At 40.7% G+C, this 16,880-nt stretch carries 16 protein-coding genes and 2 riboswitches; of the genes, 15 read left to right on the top strand and 1 reads right to left on the bottom strand.

Translation table 11 applies throughout. The features are described from left to right. Window positions 1-38: 38 nt before the first annotated feature. A complete protein-coding gene (gene brnQ / locus LIS78_RS13770; protein WP_252283789.1) occupies window positions 39-1,394 on the bottom strand; it encodes a branched-chain amino acid transport system II carrier protein in 1,356 nt (451 codons plus the stop codon). Between the two features lie 385 nt (window positions 1,395-1,779). Between brnQ and LIS78_RS13765 the strand changes: the two genes are divergently transcribed. The 15 genes from LIS78_RS13765 (at window position 1,780) to cobA (ending at window position 16,860) form a co-directional block, all read left to right on the top strand. Further along, on the top strand, window positions 1,780-3,051 hold the full coding sequence (locus LIS78_RS13765; RefSeq protein ID WP_195783021.1) for a cation:dicarboxylate symporter family transporter: 1,272 nt from the start codon (window positions 1,780-1,782) through the stop codon (window positions 3,049-3,051). 107 nt (window positions 3,052-3,158) lie between these two features. Beyond that, the gene (locus LIS78_RS13760) at window positions 3,159-4,196 is read left to right on the top strand and encodes a M42 family metallopeptidase (RefSeq protein ID WP_252283788.1); all 1,038 of its coding nucleotides are present in this window, start codon (window positions 3,159-3,161) and stop codon (window positions 4,194-4,196) included. A gap of 354 nt (window positions 4,197-4,550) precedes the next feature. Next, entirely contained in the window at window positions 4,551-4,709 is a 159-nt protein-coding gene (locus LIS78_RS13755; protein WP_013057318.1) for a hypothetical protein, read from the top strand. A gap of 146 nt (window positions 4,710-4,855) precedes the next feature. Then, a riboswitch (cobalamin riboswitch) is annotated at window positions 4,856-5,034 on the top strand. A gap of 118 nt (window positions 5,035-5,152) precedes the next feature. Beyond that, window positions 5,153-5,332: riboswitch (cobalamin riboswitch) on the top strand. A 101-nt stretch (window positions 5,333-5,433) separates the two neighbouring features. Beyond that, on the top strand, window positions 5,434-5,814 hold the full coding sequence (locus tag LIS78_RS13750; protein WP_195783023.1) for a (2Fe-2S) ferredoxin domain-containing protein: 381 nt from the start codon (window positions 5,434-5,436) through the stop codon (window positions 5,812-5,814). Window positions 5,815-5,827: 13 nt separating this feature from the next. Further along, window positions 5,828-7,450 carry a precorrin-3B C(17)-methyltransferase gene (cobJ, locus tag LIS78_RS13745; RefSeq protein ID WP_195783024.1) on the top strand — a complete coding sequence of 541 codons (1,623 nt, stop codon included), beginning with the start codon at window positions 5,828-5,830 and terminating at the stop codon, window positions 7,448-7,450. Window positions 7,451-7,468: 18 nt separating this feature from the next. Then, window positions 7,469-8,389 carry a sirohydrochlorin chelatase gene (locus LIS78_RS13740; RefSeq protein ID WP_252283787.1) on the top strand — a complete coding sequence of 307 codons (921 nt, stop codon included), beginning with the start codon at window positions 7,469-7,471 and terminating at the stop codon, window positions 8,387-8,389. Then, the gene (gene cobK, locus LIS78_RS13735; protein ID WP_195783026.1) at window positions 8,386-9,153 is read left to right on the top strand and encodes a precorrin-6A reductase; all 768 of its coding nucleotides are present in this window, start codon (window positions 8,386-8,388) and stop codon (window positions 9,151-9,153) included. The genes LIS78_RS13740 and cobK overlap by 4 nt, the downstream gene beginning before the upstream one ends. 5 nt (window positions 9,154-9,158) lie before the next feature. Further along, window positions 9,159-9,806 carry a precorrin-8X methylmutase gene (locus LIS78_RS13730; protein ID WP_013083415.1) on the top strand — a complete coding sequence of 216 codons (648 nt, stop codon included), beginning with the start codon at window positions 9,159-9,161 and terminating at the stop codon, window positions 9,804-9,806. A 3-nt stretch (window positions 9,807-9,809) separates the two neighbouring features. Beyond that, complete coding sequence (locus tag LIS78_RS13725) at window positions 9,810-10,913, top strand: cobalt-precorrin-5B (C(1))-methyltransferase (protein WP_252283786.1); 1,104 nt, start codon at window positions 9,810-9,812, stop codon at window positions 10,911-10,913. After that, window positions 10,903-12,099 carry a precorrin-6y C5,15-methyltransferase (decarboxylating) subunit CbiE gene (gene cbiE, locus LIS78_RS13720; protein ID WP_252283784.1) on the top strand — a complete coding sequence of 399 codons (1,197 nt, stop codon included), beginning with the start codon at window positions 10,903-10,905 and terminating at the stop codon, window positions 12,097-12,099. Before LIS78_RS13725 ends, cbiE begins: the two co-directional genes overlap by 11 nt. Window positions 12,100-12,101: 2 nt before the next feature. Then, window positions 12,102-12,803: a precorrin-2 C(20)-methyltransferase gene (gene cobI / locus LIS78_RS13715; RefSeq protein WP_013057310.1), complete on the top strand. Its 702-nt coding sequence runs from the start codon at window positions 12,102-12,104 to the stop codon at window positions 12,801-12,803. Further along, window positions 12,800-13,576, top strand: coding sequence for a precorrin-4 C(11)-methyltransferase (gene cobM / locus LIS78_RS13710; RefSeq protein WP_252283783.1), 777 nt, complete (start codon window positions 12,800-12,802; stop codon window positions 13,574-13,576). Before cobI ends, cobM begins: the two co-directional genes overlap by 4 nt. Beyond that, window positions 13,573-14,697: a cobalt-precorrin 5A hydrolase gene (locus LIS78_RS13705; protein WP_252283782.1), complete on the top strand. Its 1,125-nt coding sequence runs from the start codon at window positions 13,573-13,575 to the stop codon at window positions 14,695-14,697. The genes cobM and LIS78_RS13705 overlap by 4 nt, the downstream gene beginning before the upstream one ends. Window positions 14,698-14,710: 13 nt before the next feature. Beyond that, window positions 14,711-16,093 carry a cobyrinic acid a,c-diamide synthase CobB gene (locus tag LIS78_RS13700; protein WP_195783030.1) on the top strand — a complete coding sequence of 461 codons (1,383 nt, stop codon included), beginning with the start codon at window positions 14,711-14,713 and terminating at the stop codon, window positions 16,091-16,093. Further along, window positions 16,090-16,860 (top strand): uroporphyrinogen-III C-methyltransferase, encoded by a 771-nt coding sequence (cobA, locus tag LIS78_RS13695; RefSeq protein WP_195783031.1) that lies wholly within the window; start codon window positions 16,090-16,092, stop codon window positions 16,858-16,860. Before LIS78_RS13700 ends, cobA begins: the two co-directional genes overlap by 4 nt. The last annotated feature ends 20 nt before the right edge of the window (window positions 16,861-16,880 follow it).

Below are 16,880 nucleotides of genomic sequence, written 5' to 3'. Positions count from 1 at the left end.
ACGCCATAAAAAAAAGAGGATGCGAGTGCACCCTCTTTTTATTTAATCAATTTTCTTGAAGCGTTTCTGTTCGTATTATCATTTGTACGAAAGAAGGTAATACCAAGACCGATTAATCCTCCTACAATAGCAGGAACTACCCAGCCGAGACCCACTCCATACATAGGTAAAATTGATGTAAACAGATCGTTTACTGCCGCAATTTTGAATCCAGCAGCATTTAAGCCGTCAAATAAACTAACGATAAACGTGAACAGAAGGCTTACTTGGTAGACTTCGGAACGTCCTTTAAATAAAGGATGTAAGAATGTTAAAGCAATTAATACAATAGCTAACGGATAAATAGCTGTTAAGACCGGAACCGAAATAGCGATTAATTCCGTTAAACCAAAGTTTGCTACAACGGCGCTGAATGCTGATAAAATGACAGCAATCAACTTATAAGAAACATTTGGAAACAGCTTATGGAAAAAGGAAGAACAAGATGTTACAAGGCCTACACTTGTTGTTAAACAAGCAACGGTAATCATCAGACCTAAAAGAATTCCTCCGTAAGAGCCAAAGTAGTAATTTGATACTTCAGCCAAAACCGTACCTCCGTTATCAAGACGTCCAAGCTCTGATACGCTTGAAGCACCCATATAGGACAATGCACTATAAATAAGAGCTAAAATAATGGCAGCGATAGCCGTAGCTTTTGCACAAATTGTGATAATTTGTCGGTTAGTTTTTGCTCCTTTTTCTTTAATTGCATTAATAATAATAATTCCAAAAACAAATGATGCTAGTGTATCCATCGTTAAGTAGCCTTCTTGGAAGCCTTTAAAAAATGCGTGTGTTGTATAAGCTTCACTTGGTGCTTCAAATTTTCCAATTGGGTTCACAACGGCTACAACTACCAATATTCCAATAAACGTTAATTTAATAGGTGTTAAAACTTTTCCTACTAAATCGACAATTTTCGCAGGATTTAGCGAAAAAAAGCACGTAATAGTAAAGAAAATTACCGTGAAAATGATAAGGGGAAGGTGACCTGAATTTTCTGATAAAAAAGGCTTAACGCCAATTTCAAACGAAACACTTCCCGTTCTTGGCATTGCAAAAAGCGGTCCGATCGCCAAGTATAAAATCGTAGTAAAGATAATACCGAAAGCTGGGTGTACGCGACTAGCTAAAGACTGCAGATCTTCTTTTCCGGAAAAACCAAATGCGAGAACGCCTAGAAGAGGCAGACCTACACCCGTTACTAAAAATCCAGCATTTGCTGACCAAATATTACTTCCGGCAGACTGACCTAACATTGCAGGGAAAATTAAATTACCTGCACCGAAGAATAGGGCAAAAAGCATAAAGCCAATAACCACTATAAATGAAAAAGGAACTTTGTTTGACACGTTAAAACCTCCAAAATTATAAATGCTTTTTATTATTGTGATGAATAATTAAAATTTTCAGAATTTTATATTCGAATAATAAAAATAAACATGTATCGTATTATACTAACCTAAAATGCATATTTCAATATAAAATTTTATTTTTTTAATTTATTCGCTGAAATAGCAAAAATAGAAAAATACTTAGCGAAAAAATCTCAGTATACAACAATTATTTGATATGATAAAACAGAACCGTGACTTTTAAAAATTCGTATGTGCGGTCTTACATTCTTTTAGTAAAGAGCTGTTTACATAAGATGCTGTAAGGGTGTATATTTATACACGGTTCGTGGAACCGCATATGCTCGATGGATGAAGTTAACTGTGCGAAAGGAGCAAGAAAGTGAAAAGGTTAGGTCTAGCAACTCAGATTCTAATTGGACTGATTTTAGGCGTAGCTGTAGGTGCTATCTTTTACGGAAGCGATACGGCCATTTCTATTTTACAGCCAGTTGGAGACATATTTATTCATTTAATTAAGATGATTGTCGTACCGATCGTGATTTCAGCATTAATCGTAGCGGTCGCAGGAGTAGGCGACATCAAAAAATTAGGTAAGCTTGGCGGAAAAACAATTCTTTATTTTGAAATTGTTACAACGATTGCTATTGTAGTGGGAATTATTGCCGCCAACTTATTTCACCCTGGTGCAGGGGTTGATATGGGACATATTGAAAAAAGCGATATTTCTCAATATGAGGCAACGGCAAAAACGTCTGAAAGTACAGGGATTGCTCAGGAGCTTCTTCATATTGTTCCGACAAATGTCTTTCAATCGGTAGCAGAAGGCGATCTTTTGCCAATCATTTTATTTTCCGTACTGTTTGGTGTAGGCGTAGCTTCGATTGGAGAGAGAGGAAAACCTGTTTTAGCCTTTTTTGAAGGCGTCTTGGATGCAATGTTTTGGGTAACTAATTTGGTGATGAAATTTGCTCCAGTAGGTGTATTTGCGCTTATTGGCGTTAATATTATAAAGTTTGGTGTCGGATCACTTATTCCATTAGGAAAATTAGTGTTCGCCGTTTACTTCACCATGATTTTCTTTGTGCTTGTGGTTCTTGGAATTATTGCTAAAATGGCTGGAACAAGCATGTTTACGCTGATAAAAGTGTTAAAAGACGAGCTGCTTCTTGCTTTTACAACGGCAAGTTCAGAAGCTGTTTTACCTTCTCTTATCAAAAAGATGGAAGACTTCGGTTGTTCTAAGTCGGTTACATCGTTCGTCATTCCAACAGGCTACACGTTTAACTTAGATGGTTCAACCATTTATCAGGCGCTGGCATCGCTGTTTATTGCTCAAATGTACGGCATCGACCTTTCCATTATGGATCAAATTCAGCTCCTTCTTGTCCTAATGTTAACGTCAAAAGGAATGGCTGGCGTGCCGGGGGCATCGTTTGTAGTTGTACTTGCTACACTTGAATCCATGGGCTTCCCTCTTGAAGGCATGGCATTTATTGCAGGAATTGACCGCATTCTTGATATGATGCGTACTACGGTTAACGTAGTAGGAAATGCTTTAGCTGCAATTGTAATGTCGAAGTCTGAAGGCGAGTTTGATAAGCAAAAATCATTAAATTATACAAATGAATTAAAGAAATCAAACATAGTTTAAAACAAAAAAGCCGGGCAGCTGCCCGGCTTTTTTGTTTGGAGCTGCCTGTTATCTTTTTTGAAACATATGGTAAAATAAAAGAAATGAGAGACAAAGGAAGTGTCATAATGACGGAAACTGTTCAGTTAATTAAAAAGCTTGTTTCGATTCCCAGTCCTTCTGGAAATACAGAAAAGGTGATTTCATTTGTCGAAGACTATGTAAAAGAGCTAAATATTCAAACGTATCGCAATCGAAAAGGAGGCTTAGTCGTTACTATTCCCGGTAAAGATACAGATCACCACCGCATGCTGACGGCTCATGTCGATACATTAGGTGCTATGATAAAAGAAATCAAACCGAGTGGACGTCTGAAAATCGACTTGATTGGAGGATTTCGCTACAATTCTATTGAAGGAGAATATTGTGAAATTGAAACTTCATCAGGAGAAGTATTTACAGGAACCATCCTTATGCATCAAACATCTGTTCATGTGTATAAAGATGCAGGAAAAGCTGAGCGAAATCAAGAAAATATAGAAATTCGAATGGATGAAAAAGTACATAGTGCAGAAGATGTTCGCGCCCTTGGAATTGAAGTCGGCGATTTTGTTTCGTTTGATCCTCGTGTAGAAATAACAAAAAGCGGTTTTATTAAATCTCGGCATCTTGATGATAAAGCAAGCGTAGCTTTATTGCTTCAGCTCATGAAAACGATTCAAGAAGAACAAATAGAATTGCCATACACCACGCACTTTCTTATTTCAAACAATGAAGAAATAGGGTATGGAGGAAATTCTAACATTACGCCCCAAACAGTAGAATACTTAGCGGTTGATATGGGTGCTATGGGAGATGGACAATCTACCGATGAATACACCGTGTCTATTTGTGTAAAAGATTCAAGTGGCCCTTATCATTACGGTTTGAGAAAGCATTTGGTGGAGCTAGCTAAGCAGCATGATATTCAGTACAAATTAGATATTTATCCGTTTTACGGATCAGATGCTTCTGCTGCTATTCGTGCCGGACACGATATCGTACACGGCTTAATTGGTCCAGGAATTGATTCTTCTCATGCGTTTGAGAGAACGCATCAAGATTCATTGAACCATACGTATAAGCTTCTTTATCACTATGTGCAGTCGAACATGGTTCTGCTTTAAGAAAGGAATATTTAATTAGTGTATTTTTATGCAAAATAAAGAGCAGGACGGGATTGTGATGTCTGTACTTTCCTTTCCTAAAAAAGAAGCCGGCTGTCCAGCTTCTTTTTTTAAAATAAATACTATATATTTTTTTAATGGTGAAGCAACAGTTGGTTAAAAAAGCACCTTTTTTAAAGAGGTATAATACTGCTTAAACCTTTTGTACATTTTGTTCATTTACAGAAGTTAAAATGTTTTTAAATTTTTAAAAGTTTCTTGTGACAAGTTTTGTAGAATGGGTTTTCAAAAGGAAATGGTTTCGGCATAATGTGGATATAGCGATCACTACAATAATCGGAGGCGAATCTTTTCATGTGGGTACTGACGGTATATGCTGGAAAAGAAATGAAAATGTTTGAATTTGAAACTGAAAAACAGGCGAGAGAAGCTTTTGCTAAAACAAATGGCTGTAAAGTTCTTTCAGAAGTCGTGTATTATAATGATCCTCATTTAACATTAGTAGCTATATAATGAAAAAACAAGAGCTGATTTTATGCTCTTGTTTTTTTATAGATGCTTGTATCTTCCGAAAAGAATAGAGTTGAAATAAAAAAAAATGTACGCTATGATATGGTAGTTACTTCTATTATTCTGATAGTTTAAAAGGTTCATATATATCAAACAGCAACAGTAAAGATGCCAAGAAGGCTTAATAGGGAAACTGGTGAAATGCCAGTACTGTCCCCGCAACTGTAAGTGTGGACGAACGAGTATAACCACTGTGAAAAAATCACGGGAAGGTTCTCAAGTAGAATGATACACAAGTCAGGAGACCTGTCTTTATTGTGAAGTTTCTATTTCTCCGGGGAGCGGGAAGGGAGACGTTGGTTTAAAGTGGCATTCGTGTACACTCTTATTCTGACGTTTTACCCGCTCGCATATTAGCGAAGCGGGTTTTTCTCGTAGCGTAAAACTACATATCGTGCAAAAAAGGTGCGCAATGTTCACATTGCGTTAAATGGGAAGTCTGGTGTGAAGCCAGCGCGGTACCCGCCACTGTGAAGAGGAGCTGATTGCATATGCCACTGTATTGGGGAAGGCGCAATCAAGTGATGAATCGAAGTCAGGAAACCAGCCTTTTTCTAATGCGAAGCTTACCCTACGGGATATAGGTGGAAGTGCAAAAACTTAGTTTGAATTTTCTGCGCCTCTATCATTGATAGAGTCGCTTTTTTTAGTAAAGGAGCGAATGAGTGTGACGACGTGGAACTTAAATGGAACAAAACATCACGTATTGATTTGTAATGGAAGCAGCTGTATGAGAAAAGGTGGAGAAGAAGCCACGCAAGCTATTCGAAATAAAGTGACGGAACTGGATTTGGATGAAAGGGTTCATACAACGCGTACGCGCTGTAACGGACGATGCAAAGATGCTCCTGTAGCTATTGTGTACCCTTCAGGAGATTGGTACAAGCAGGTCACTGAAACCGTGGCTCACCGAATTGTCGAAGAGCATTTAGCAGGAGGTTGCAGTATAAAGGAATCGCTTATTTATGAATATGATCAAAATGGTTTCGTTTCTCCGGAAAACAGTGACTCCATAGAAGGAATTGACAAAGTAAAAAGTAACGCATAAAGGAGGAGCTAGCATGAAAGGTAAACTGTTAGTTATTGGATTTGGGCCAGGAAGCTTTGAACATATTACACAGCGAGCAAGAGAAGCCATTCAAGAAAGTGATATGATCATTGGTTATAAAACCTATGTGGAATTAATTCAAGGACTGTTAACGAATCAGCAAATTATTAGTACGGGAATGACCGAAGAAGTAAGCCGTGCACAAGAAGCTGTAAAGCAAGCTGAAGCAGGCAAAACCGTAGCTGTCATTTCAAGCGGAGATGCAGGAGTATACGGAATGGCAGGCCTTGTGTATGAAGTGTTGATTGAAAAGGGCTGGAAAAAAGAAACGGGCGTAGAGCTGGAAGTAATTCCTGGCATTTCGGCTATTAATTCATGCGCATCTCTCCTTGGAGCGCCCGTGATGCATGATGCTTGTACGATTAGTTTAAGTGACCACCTTACGCCTTGGGAGCTAATCGAAAGAAGAATTGAAGCAGCTGCACAAGCAGATTTTGTAGTGGCTTTTTACAACCCAAAAAGCGGAAGACGAACAAGACAAATTGTTGAAGCGCAAAGGATTCTATTAAAGTACCGTTCCCCTGATACGCCTGTTGGTCTTGTTAAAAGCGCTTATCGTGACCGTGAAGAAGTCGTAATGACCAACTTAAAAGACATGTTAAACCATGAGATTGGAATGCTGACTACCGTTGTTGTCGGAAATTCATCTACGTTCTTTTACGACGATTTAATGATTACACCGCGAGGATATCAGCGGAAATATACCCTCAACCAAACGGAGCAGCCGCTAAGACCGCATCAGCGACTTCGAAAAGAAGCAGAACCATGGGCTCTCGATCAAGAAGAGACTGTAAAGCAAACAGCTTCAGCTATTGAAGCAGTTCAGAACACAAGAGAAGAAAAAGCAACTTCACGAGCTCTTGCAGAAGAAGCGCTTCAAGCAATTTTAGGTGAAACCACTTCTGCGGTCGTACACCAGCCAATACAGTCTATTTTCGAAGTGGCGGTTAGTCCAGGACTTGCAAATAAGAAATTCACGCCTGTTCAAATGACAACACTAGCAGAAGTTGTTGGTGAAAAAGGTACGATGGAGTATACACCTGACCATCAAATCAAACTGCAAATTCCAACGGCTCAGCCAGATGTGATTATTAAAAAGCTCCAAGCAGCTTCCTTTTTACTATCTCCGGTCGGAGACGTCTTCACAATCAAAGCGTGTGATTTTTGTGACGGAGAAAAAAGCGATGCTATTCCACATACGGAAGAATTACAAAAACGCCTCGGGGGAATGGACATGCCAAAAGAGCTAAAGCTTGGTATTAATGGATGCGGTATGGCCTGTTATGGTGCTGTTCAAGAAGATATCGGTATTGTCTATAGAAAAGGTGCGTTTGATTTATTTTTAGGAGCTAAAACGGTTGGACGCAATGCGCATTCAGGTCAAATTGTGGCGGAAGGCATAGCGGCGGATGACATTGTTGAAATAGTGGAGAACATTATCCATGAATATAAAGAAAAAGGTCATCCTAATGAGCGATTTCATAAATTCTTTAAGCGTGTGAAGAACGTTTATGGATTCGACTATCAAGATATAACACCAAAAATAAAAGTAGAACCAGCTCCGTGTGGAGATTAAAAAATGGGAGGGCATTATATGAAATCAGTTTTATTTGTCGGTCATGGAAGCAGAGATCCTGAAGGGAACGATCAAATTCGCGAATTTATTTCGACTATGAAGCATGATTGGGACGCATCTATTTTAGTAGAAACGTGTTTTCTAGAATTTGAACGCCCAAATGTAAGTCAAGGTATTGATACATGTGTGGCAAAAGGAGCACAAGATGTAGTTGTAATTCCAATTATGCTCTTGCCTGCTGGCCACTCTAAAATACATATTCCGGCGGCTATAGATGAAGCTAAGGAAAAATATCCACACGTAAACTTCGTATACGGACGTCCCATTGGCGTTCATGAAGAAGCCCTTGAAATTTTAAAAACGAGATTACAAGAATCAGGAGAGAATTTAGAAACTCCAGCTGAAGACACGGCTGTTATTGTCTTAGGGCGAGGAGGAAGTGATCCTGATGCAAACAGTGATTTATATAAAATTACGCGCCTTCTTTGGGAAAAAACAAATTATAAAATCGTCGAAACTTCTTTTATGGGCGTGACCGCTCCATTGATTGATGAAGGCGTGGAGCGATGTTTGAAATTGGGCGCTAAAAAAGTGGTTATTCTCCCGTATTTCTTATTTACAGGAGTACTAATTAAGCGTTTGGAAGAAATGGTGAAGCAGTATAAAATGCAGCATGAAAACATTGAGTTTAAGCTAGCCGGCTATTTCGGTTTTCATCCAAAACTGCAGACAATTTTAAAAGAACGTGCTGAAGAAGGATTAGAAGGTGAAGTGAAAATGAACTGCGATACGTGTCAATATCGCCTCGGCATTATGGAGCATATTGATCACCACCATCATCACGATCATGACCATGATCACGGACACCATCACCACGATCACCATCATCACCATCATGACCATGACCACCGTGAAGATAAGGTCGGCGAGCTAAAATGATTTTATTGTTAGCCGGAACTAGCGATGCACGTGCATTAGCCGTGCAAGTGAAAAAAGCAGGTCATGAGGTTACGGCAACGGTTGTAACCGAAAACGCAGCTATCGAATTACAGCGTGCAGAAGTGAAAGTGAAAATTGGACGTCTCACAAAAGAAGATATGATGGATTTTGTAAACGAACATAGTGTAAAAGCTATTGTGGATGCAAGTCATCCCTTTGCGGAAGAAGCATCTAAAAATGCTATTGGCGCGGCTGCTGAAACAGCGATTCCTTACATACGCTATGAGCGGGCTTCGCAGGCTTTTACCTATGATAATATGACGATGGTTTCTACGTATGAAGAAGCAGCAGAAGTAGCAGCTGAGAAAAAAGGAGTTATTATGCTGACAACAGGCAGCAAGACGCTGCAGGTTTTTACAGAAAAGCTGCTTCCTCTTTCAGATGTACGGCTTGTTGCTCGTATGCTTCCAAGGCTGGATAATATGGAAAAGTGCCAGCAATTAGGATTTCCGCAAAAAAATATTATTGCTATTCAAGGGCCGTTTACAAAAGAGTTTGATCGAGCGCTGTATAAGCAATACGGAGTGACAGTCATGGTCACAAAAGAAAGCGGAAAAGTTGGATCTGTGGATGAAAAAGTGGAAGCAGCTAAAGAGTTAGGCTTAGATATTATTATGATTGGGCGACCGAAAATTGAGTATGGGACCGTGTATTCCACGTTTGAAGAAGTGGTTCATGCTTTAGTAAACCAAACTAGGAGTTGATTGAGATGGATTTTCGTACAGAATTTAAACCGTTAACTGTTCAGCCTCAGCAAATTGAAGGAAAAAGTTTTGAAATGATTACAGAAGAGCTTGGGCCTCATCCGTTTACAGACGAACAGTACCCAATTGTTCAGCGCGTAATTCATGCGTCTGCAGACTTTGAGCTTGGACGCAGCATGTTGTTTCATCCGGATGCGATTCAAGCAGGAATTAAAGCCATTCGCAGCGGCAAGCAAGTGGTTGCAGATGTACAAATGGTGCAAGTAGGAACAAACAAGCAGCGAATTGAAAAACACGGCGGTGAAATCAAAGTTTATATTTCAGATCCGGACGTAATGGAAGAAGCAAAGCGCTTAAATACAACGCGTGCAATTATTTCTATGCGAAAAGCCATCAAAGAAGCAGACGGAGGAATTTTTGCAATTGGGAACGCACCCACAGCTTTACTTGAATTAATTCGTTTGATTAAAGAAGGAGAAGCGAAGCCTGGGCTTGTTATTGGTCTGCCGGTAGGATTTGTTTCAGCAGCTGAATCTAAAGAAGAACTTGCAAAACTTGACGTGCCGTTTATTACAAACATCGGGCGAAAAGGCGGCAGTACGGTAACGGTTGCTGCATTAAATGCAATTTCAATTCTTGCAGATCAGGTGTAACGCATGAAGGAAGTACCAAAAGAACCTAAGAAACTCAGAGAAGGCTATACGACGGGCGCTTGTGCAACGGCAGCTACGAGAGCAGCTCTGCTTACGCTAATTTCAGGAGAAGTGCAAGATGAGTCAACGATTTACTTACCTGTCGGCCGCTTTGCTACGTTTCATCTTGAAGAATGCGAGTATCGCACAAGCAGCGCTGTAGCTAGCATTATTAAAGATGCTGGAGACGATCCCGATGCCACGCACGGAGCGCTGATTATTTCTGAAGTTTCGTGGTGTAATGGTGCAGACACTATCATTGATGGAGGAGTGGGAGTAGGCCGTGTGACAAAGCCCGGCCTCCCAGTTCCTGTCGGTGAGGCAGCCATTAACCCTGTTCCAAGAAAGATGCTAAAAGAAACGGCTGAACAGCTTCTAGCTGAATACAATATACAAAAAGGCGTTAAGATTGTCATCTCGGTTCCTGAAGGAGAAGAAATGGCGAAAAAGACATTAAATGCGCGTCTAGGTATTTTAGGAGGCATTTCGATACTGGGGACGCGGGGGATTGTCGTTCCGTTCTCAACAGCTGCTTATAAAGCAAGTATCGTGCAGGCAATCAGCGTTGCTAAAGCGAGTAATTGCGAGCACGTTGTCATTACTACAGGGGGCCGAAGCGAAAAGTATGGAATGAAACAGTTCCCTGAACTTCCGGAAGAAGCATTTATCGAAATGGGAGATTTTGTTGGATTTACTTTAAAACAATGTAAAAAGCAAGGAATGAAAAAAGTGTCGCTCGTAGGCATGATGGGAAAGTTTTCAAAAGTCGCGCAAGGCGTTATGATGGTTCATTCAAAAAGTGCACCCATTGATTTTAATTTTTTAGCAAAGGCAGCTTCTGAGTCAGGCGCTTCTGCTGAACTGGTAGAGGAAATAAAAGGTGCAAACACAGCTTCTCAAGTGGGAGATTTAATGACGCAAAGCGGTCATCATCAGTTTTTTGAAAAACTGTGCGAGTACTGCTGTTTATCAGCATTAAAGGAAGTAGGGGACGGAATCGATGTCGATACGTCTCTTTACACATTAAAAGGAGATTTTTTAGGACAGGCGGTGCAACATGGCAATTAAAATTATTGGAATTGGTGACGATGGGAAGTTAAGTCTGCTTCCTATGTATGAACAGTGGGTGTATGAAAGTGATGTGCTAATTGGAGGAAAGCGTCACCTTGATTTTTTTCAAGATTTCGAAGGAGAAAAAGTAGCTATTGAAGGGGGGCTTTCTCCTCTTGTTGAACGTTTAAAAAACGAAGAAGGAAATGCGGTTGTGTTAGCCTCAGGCGACCCGTTATTTTACGGAATTGGGAGCTATCTTTCTACGAAGCTAGACGTTGAAATATATCCTTATTTAAGTTCTATTCAGCTTGCATTCTCACGTCTAAAAGAGCGATGGCAAGACGCTTATTTTACAAGCGTGCACGGCAGAAGCATAAAAGGGCTGGCTCAGCGCATTGACGGCTATAAAAAAGTGGCAATTCTAACCGATGAGCAAAATTCTCCTAGTGCTCTGGCAAACTACTTATTATCATTCGGCATGACAGAATACAAGATGTTTGTGGCAGAGAACCTAGGTGGAGAAACGGAGCGCTGTCAGCTGCTTTCGTTGGAAGAGGCGGCGAATCAACTCTTTTCTCCGCTTAATGTCGTGATATTAAAGCAGGTAGACAAAAGCTCAGTCTGGCCTCTTGGAATAGAGGACGATGAATTTATTCAACGCAAGCCGGACAAGGGACTTATTACCAAAAAAGAAGTTCGTACACTTAGTATTAGCGCCCTGCAGCTAAAGAGAGACAGCGTCGTATGGGATATCGGAACATGTACGGGTTCAGTCGCAATTGAAGCGGCTAAAATTGCGCGTGAAGGACAAATTTTTGCCGTGGAAAAAAATGAAGCAGACTTAGAAAACTGCAGGGAAAATCTAGCGAAATTTCGAGTAGATGCCCACACTGTGCACGGAAAAGCACCGGAAGGACTCAATGAGTTTGCTGATCCTGATGCGGTGTTTATTGGAGGTACAGCAGGAGGCATGGAAACAATTTTAGATGTTTGCTGCAGCCGATTAAATTCAGGAGGGCGCATCGTATTAAATGCCGTAACGATTGAAAATTTAGCAGAAGCGATGAAAGCTTTTAAAGAACGAGGGTTTGAGACTGCTGTTACCCTTGCACAAATTTCAAGAAGCAAGCCCATTTTACATTTAACACGATTTGACGCTTTAAACCCCATTTATATTATTACAGCCAAAAGAGGAGAATGAATATGATTGGAACATTGTACGGACTTGGAGTTGGACCGGGAGATCCAGAACTTATTACAGTAAAAGCATTTCGTAAATTAAAAGAATCACCCGTTATTGCGTATCCGAAAAAGCAAAAAGGAAGCAAAAGCTATGCCCAAAAAATTATTGATGTCTATTTCAGTGCAAATGAAAAAGATATGCTTGGCCTTGTGTTTCCAATGACAAAAGATCCTGCTATTTTGGAAAGAAAATGGACCGAAACGGTAGAACGAGTATGGGAAAAGCTCCAGGAAGGAAAAGATGTAGCATTTGTCACAGAGGGCGACCCTATGCTTTACAGTACGTTTATTCACATGATGCGTCTGATGCAAGAACGTCACCCTGAAGCTCCGATTCAAGTAATTCCTGGTATTTCATCCATTAATGGAGCTGCATCTCGTTTAGGTATTCCGTTAGCAGACGGTGATGAACACGTAGCAATTGTTCCTGCTCGTGAAGATTATGAAACAATGAAAAAAGTATTAATGGAAAACGACTGCGTCATTTTTATTAAAGTGGCCAAAGTCATCGATTTTATGGTCGGTCTTTTAAAAGAGCTTGATCTGCTTGAAAAAGCGTCAGTGGTGACAAAAGTAACGTCAGATGAAGAAATTATCTGGAAGGCTTCAGAACTAGAAGGAGCCGATTTACAATACTTAACGCTAATGGTGGTGCGAAAATGAAGTTATACATAATCGGAGCTGGACCCGGAGATCCAGATTTAATTACAGTAAAAGGCTTAAAATTACTTCAGCAAGCAGATGTTGTCTTGTACGCTGACTCACTAGTAAGTCAAGAGCTAGTTGCTAAGTCTAAACCAGGAGCTGAAGTGTTAAAAACAGCGGGTATGCATTTAGAAGAAATGGTCGGTACTATGCTTGAGCGCATGCGTGAAGGAAAAATGGTTGTGAGGGTACATACCGGAGATCCAGCTATGTACGGAGCCATTATGGAACAAATGGTACTTTTAAAAAGAGAAGGTGTTGATATTGAAATCGTTCCGGGCGTCAGCTCCGTATTCGCTGCTGCTGCAGCGGCTGAAGCAGAATTAACCATTCCAGATTTGACTCAAACAGTTATTTTAACTCGTGCTGAAGGAAGAACGCCTGTACCTGAGTTTGAAAAATTAACTGATTTAGCAAAACATAAATGTACCATTGCTTTATTTTTAAGCGCGACGCTCACAAAAAAAGTAATGAAAGAATTTATAAGCGCGGGTTGGAGTGGAGACACGCCGGTTGTAGTAGTCTATAAAGCAACGTGGCCAGATGAAAAAATTGTTCGCACGACGGTAAAGGACCTGGATGATGCTATGCGAACAAACGGCATTCGCAAGCAGGCGATGATTTTGGCAGGCTGGGCACTTGACCCCCACATTCATGACAAAGATTATCGCTCAAAACTTTATGATAAAACATTTACCCATGGCTTTCGAAGAGGAGTGAAGTCGGAATGATTCAACTCCAAGAAGGAAAAAAAGCTCTCATTACACAGCGCGGGGATTATGCCGTCGTGGCCATCACGAAGCACGGCGTAGAAATTGCAAGAAATCTAGGCCGCACTTTTCAGCAGTCTGATGTGTATTACATGAGCAAGTTTGAAAAAGGAGACGAACAAGAGCAGAACATTCAGCTGTTTTCAGGAAGCGTTCGGATGCTTTTGCCTTCTCTTTTTGAATCGTATAAAGGACTTATTATTATTATCTCACTGGGAGCAGTTGTACGTATGATTGCACCTATTTTAAAAGATAAGAAAACGGATCCTGCGGTTGTTGTCATTGATGATAAAGGCGAAAATGTCATCAGCGTGCTATCAGGTCATATCGGAGGAGCAAATGAGCTTACGCGTGAAGTTGCGGCAGCTCTTGAAGCTCATCCTGTTATTACAACGGCATCCGATGTGCAAAAAACAATTCCGGTTGATTTATTTGGTAAGCGCTTTGGATGGGTGTGGGAATCAGCAGAAAAACTAACGCCTGTCAGCGCTTCTGTGGTGAATGAAGAAGAAATAGCAGTGGTTCAAGAATCAGGTGAAAAGGACTGGTGGCACTATGAGCACCCTGTTCCAGCTAACATTAAAACGTATTCATCGATTCAGACAGCTCTTGAAGCATCGCCACATGCAGCTTTGGTCGTAACGCATCGTAATTTAAAAAAAGAGGAAGAAGCAATCTTAGAAAACGGTGTTCTATACCGACCAAAAGTATTAGCGATTGGGATGGGATGCAATCGAGGGACAAGTACAGCTGAAATTGAAACCGTTATTGAAAAAACGCTTGCTGAACTTCAGTTTTCAATGAAAAGTGTAAAAGCATTATGTACAATAGAGTTAAAGAAAGATGAAGAAGGGCTACTAGAAGTGGCGTCTAAGTACGGCTGGGAGTTTGTCTATTATTCGCCCCAAGAGCTAAACAGCATAAGTATCCAACAGCCTTCAGATACTGTCTTTAAATATACAGGTGCATATGGCGTTAGTGAACCTGCTGCTATGTTATACAGCGGTGCTGATAAGCTTGAACTTGTGAAGAAAAAGTCAGGGAATGTAACCATTTCAGTGGCACTTATTCCATATGACTAAAGGAGAGAACAACATGTCAAACAGAAGACTCGTCATTGCCGGTACCGGAAGTGGCGTAGGGAAAACAACACTTACAATCGGGCTGATGGCAGCATTAAGACAAGCTGGTTACAGAGTTCAAGGGTTTAAATGCGGACCCGATTATATTGATCCAACGTATCATACGGCTGTTACAGAACGAACGTCTCGAAATATAGACAGCTGGATGCTTGAGCACGATATGGTTAGAGAAATTGTCGCTCGTGCTAGTGAAGATGCTGATATTTCCATCATGGAAGGAGTTATGGGATTTTTCGATGGGAAAAATCCGTTAACGAACGAAGGAACAACAGCAGAAATCAGCTTAATCACCAATAGCCCTGTCCTTTTAGTTGTCAATTGTGCTAGTATGGCTAGAAGTGCAGCGGCGATTGTAAAAGGGTTTCAGCAATTTTTACCCGAAGCGAACATTGTCGGTGTGATTGCTAACCGAGTTGGAAGTGAAGGGCATTATAAACTTGTTAAGGCAGCGATTGAGCAGGAATGTCATATCCCTGTAGTAGGCTACTTGAAAAGAAACGATGATCTTACGATTCCTGAACGTCACCTCGGGCTCATTCCGTCGATTGAACGAGGAGAATTAACACCGTTTTTTGAACAGTTAGGGAAGCTTGTTCATGATACAATTGATATCGAAAAAGTATATGAACTGGCTTTAGCTCCTAAAATAGAAATTAATAATCCCATCTTTACAAAGCCGTCCGTACCTCAAGTGAAAATTGCTGTGGCGAGAGATGCCGCTTTTAACTTTTATTATGAAGAAAATTTCGAATTGTTAAAAGCTTACGGAGCAGAGCTTGTAGAATTTTCGCCTTTAAAAGGAGAAACGGTTCCACAAGATGCTGATGGCCTTTATATAGGAGGCGGATTTCCAGAAGAATTTGCTGAAACGCTGGCTCAGCAAATCGACGTTAAAAACTCTGTTCGAGCAGCCATCCAAAAAGGGCTGCCTACACTTGCTGAGTGCGGAGGCTTTATGTTTTTAACAGATGGTATTGTCACAACAGATGATACATGCCATGAAATGGTGGGGCTTATTCCCGGACAAGTAAGAATGCAGACAAAATTAGCTGCTTTAGGATATCGAGAAGTGACGGGAAAGCCGGGGAATTTTTTATTTAAAGGCGATATACAAGCTAAAGGCCATGAATTTCATTATTCAACCTTTCATTCAGAGAAAGAGTTTTCGCCTGCCTATGATACAAAAGGGATGCGAGGAATGAAAGAAGAAGGCTATATGAATCATAATTTAATTGCCGGCTATACGCACTTTCATTTCGGCTCTTCTACAAAGATGGTAGAAAACTGGGTGGAACAGTGTAAAGCGGTAAAAAAAGAAAGAAGAGATGCCGTGTGACAGTTGGAAAAGTATATTTAGTAGGAGCCGGACCAGGAGATCCGAAGCTAATAACCGTATATGGAATGGAGTGTATTCAAGAAGCGGATGTTATTTTATATGACCGCTTAGCCAATGAACAGTTGTTAAACTATGCTAAAAAAGACGCGGAGCTTATTTTTTGCGGAAAATTACCGGGCAAGCACGGAGTCATCCAAGATCGTATTCACGAACTGCTTGTTGAAAAAGCACTTCAAGGAAAAGTAGTGACGCGCTTAAAAGGAGGCGATCCTTTTGTGTTTGGCCGCGGAGCAGAGGAAGCTGAAGTGCTTGCTAATCAAGGAATTCCTTATGAAGTAGTGCCTGGTATCACGTCAGGAATTGCAGCTCCAGCTTATGCGGGGATCCCTGTTACACACAGAGATCATGCCACTTCTTTTGCCATTGTAACGGGTCATGGAAGAGAAGAAAAAGGAAAAGATTACTTAAATTGGTCAGCGCTCGCTCAAGGAATAGATACAATTGCCTTTTATATGGGCGTTGGAAATTTACCTCATATATGCAAGCAGTTGATGGACCACGGACGAGATAAACATACGCCAGTAGCGCTTGTTCAGTGGGGAACGACAAAGTATCAGCGCACCGTAACGGGAACGCTTGCCACAATCGAAGAAATAGCACAAAAAGCAGAAATTGCCCATCCTGCCATCGTGCTTGTAGGTGAAGTTGTGACAATTAGAGAAAAAATAAAATGGTTCGAAGAAAGAGCGGAAAATATTCTGCTTTAACATTAAAAGGAGGAGACAAT

This window comes from Priestia megaterium, assembly GCF_023824195.1.
Classification (GTDB): Bacteria; Bacillota; Bacilli; order Bacillales; family Bacillaceae_H; genus Priestia; species Priestia megaterium_D.
Note: the sequence above shows the minus strand (reverse complement) of the source record. Positions and strands in the feature narration are given on the sequence as shown.

Bases quoted from the DNA above. Each gene is read 5' to 3' on its own strand.
- LIS78_RS13705 (WP_252283782.1), top strand. From the start codon at position 13,573: ATGATTCAACTCCAAGAAGGAAAAAAAGCTCTCATTACACAGCGCGGG.
- cobJ (WP_195783024.1), top strand. From the start codon at position 5,828: ATGAAAGGTAAACTGTTAGTTATTGGATTTGGGCCAGGAAGCTTTGAA.
- LIS78_RS13755 (WP_013057318.1), top strand. From the start codon at position 4,551: ATGTGGGTACTGACGGTATATGCTGGAAAAGAAATGAAAATGTTTGAA.
- LIS78_RS13730 (WP_013083415.1), top strand. From the start codon at position 9,159: ATGGATTTTCGTACAGAATTTAAACCGTTAACTGTTCAGCCTCAGCAA.
- LIS78_RS13760 (WP_252283788.1), top strand. From the start codon at position 3,159: ATGACGGAAACTGTTCAGTTAATTAAAAAGCTTGTTTCGATTCCCAGT.
- LIS78_RS13740 (WP_252283787.1), top strand. From the start codon at position 7,469: ATGAAATCAGTTTTATTTGTCGGTCATGGAAGCAGAGATCCTGAAGGG.
- cobI (WP_013057310.1), top strand. From the start codon at position 12,102: ATGATTGGAACATTGTACGGACTTGGAGTTGGACCGGGAGATCCAGAA.
- cbiE (WP_252283784.1), top strand. From the start codon at position 10,903: ATGGCAATTAAAATTATTGGAATTGGTGACGATGGGAAGTTAAGTCTG.
- LIS78_RS13700 (WP_195783030.1), top strand. From the start codon at position 14,711: ATGTCAAACAGAAGACTCGTCATTGCCGGTACCGGAAGTGGCGTAGGG.
- LIS78_RS13725 (WP_252283786.1), top strand. From the start codon at position 9,810: ATGAAGGAAGTACCAAAAGAACCTAAGAAACTCAGAGAAGGCTATACG.
- cobK (WP_195783026.1), top strand. From the start codon at position 8,386: ATGATTTTATTGTTAGCCGGAACTAGCGATGCACGTGCATTAGCCGTG.
- cobM (WP_252283783.1), top strand. From the start codon at position 12,800: ATGAAGTTATACATAATCGGAGCTGGACCCGGAGATCCAGATTTAATT.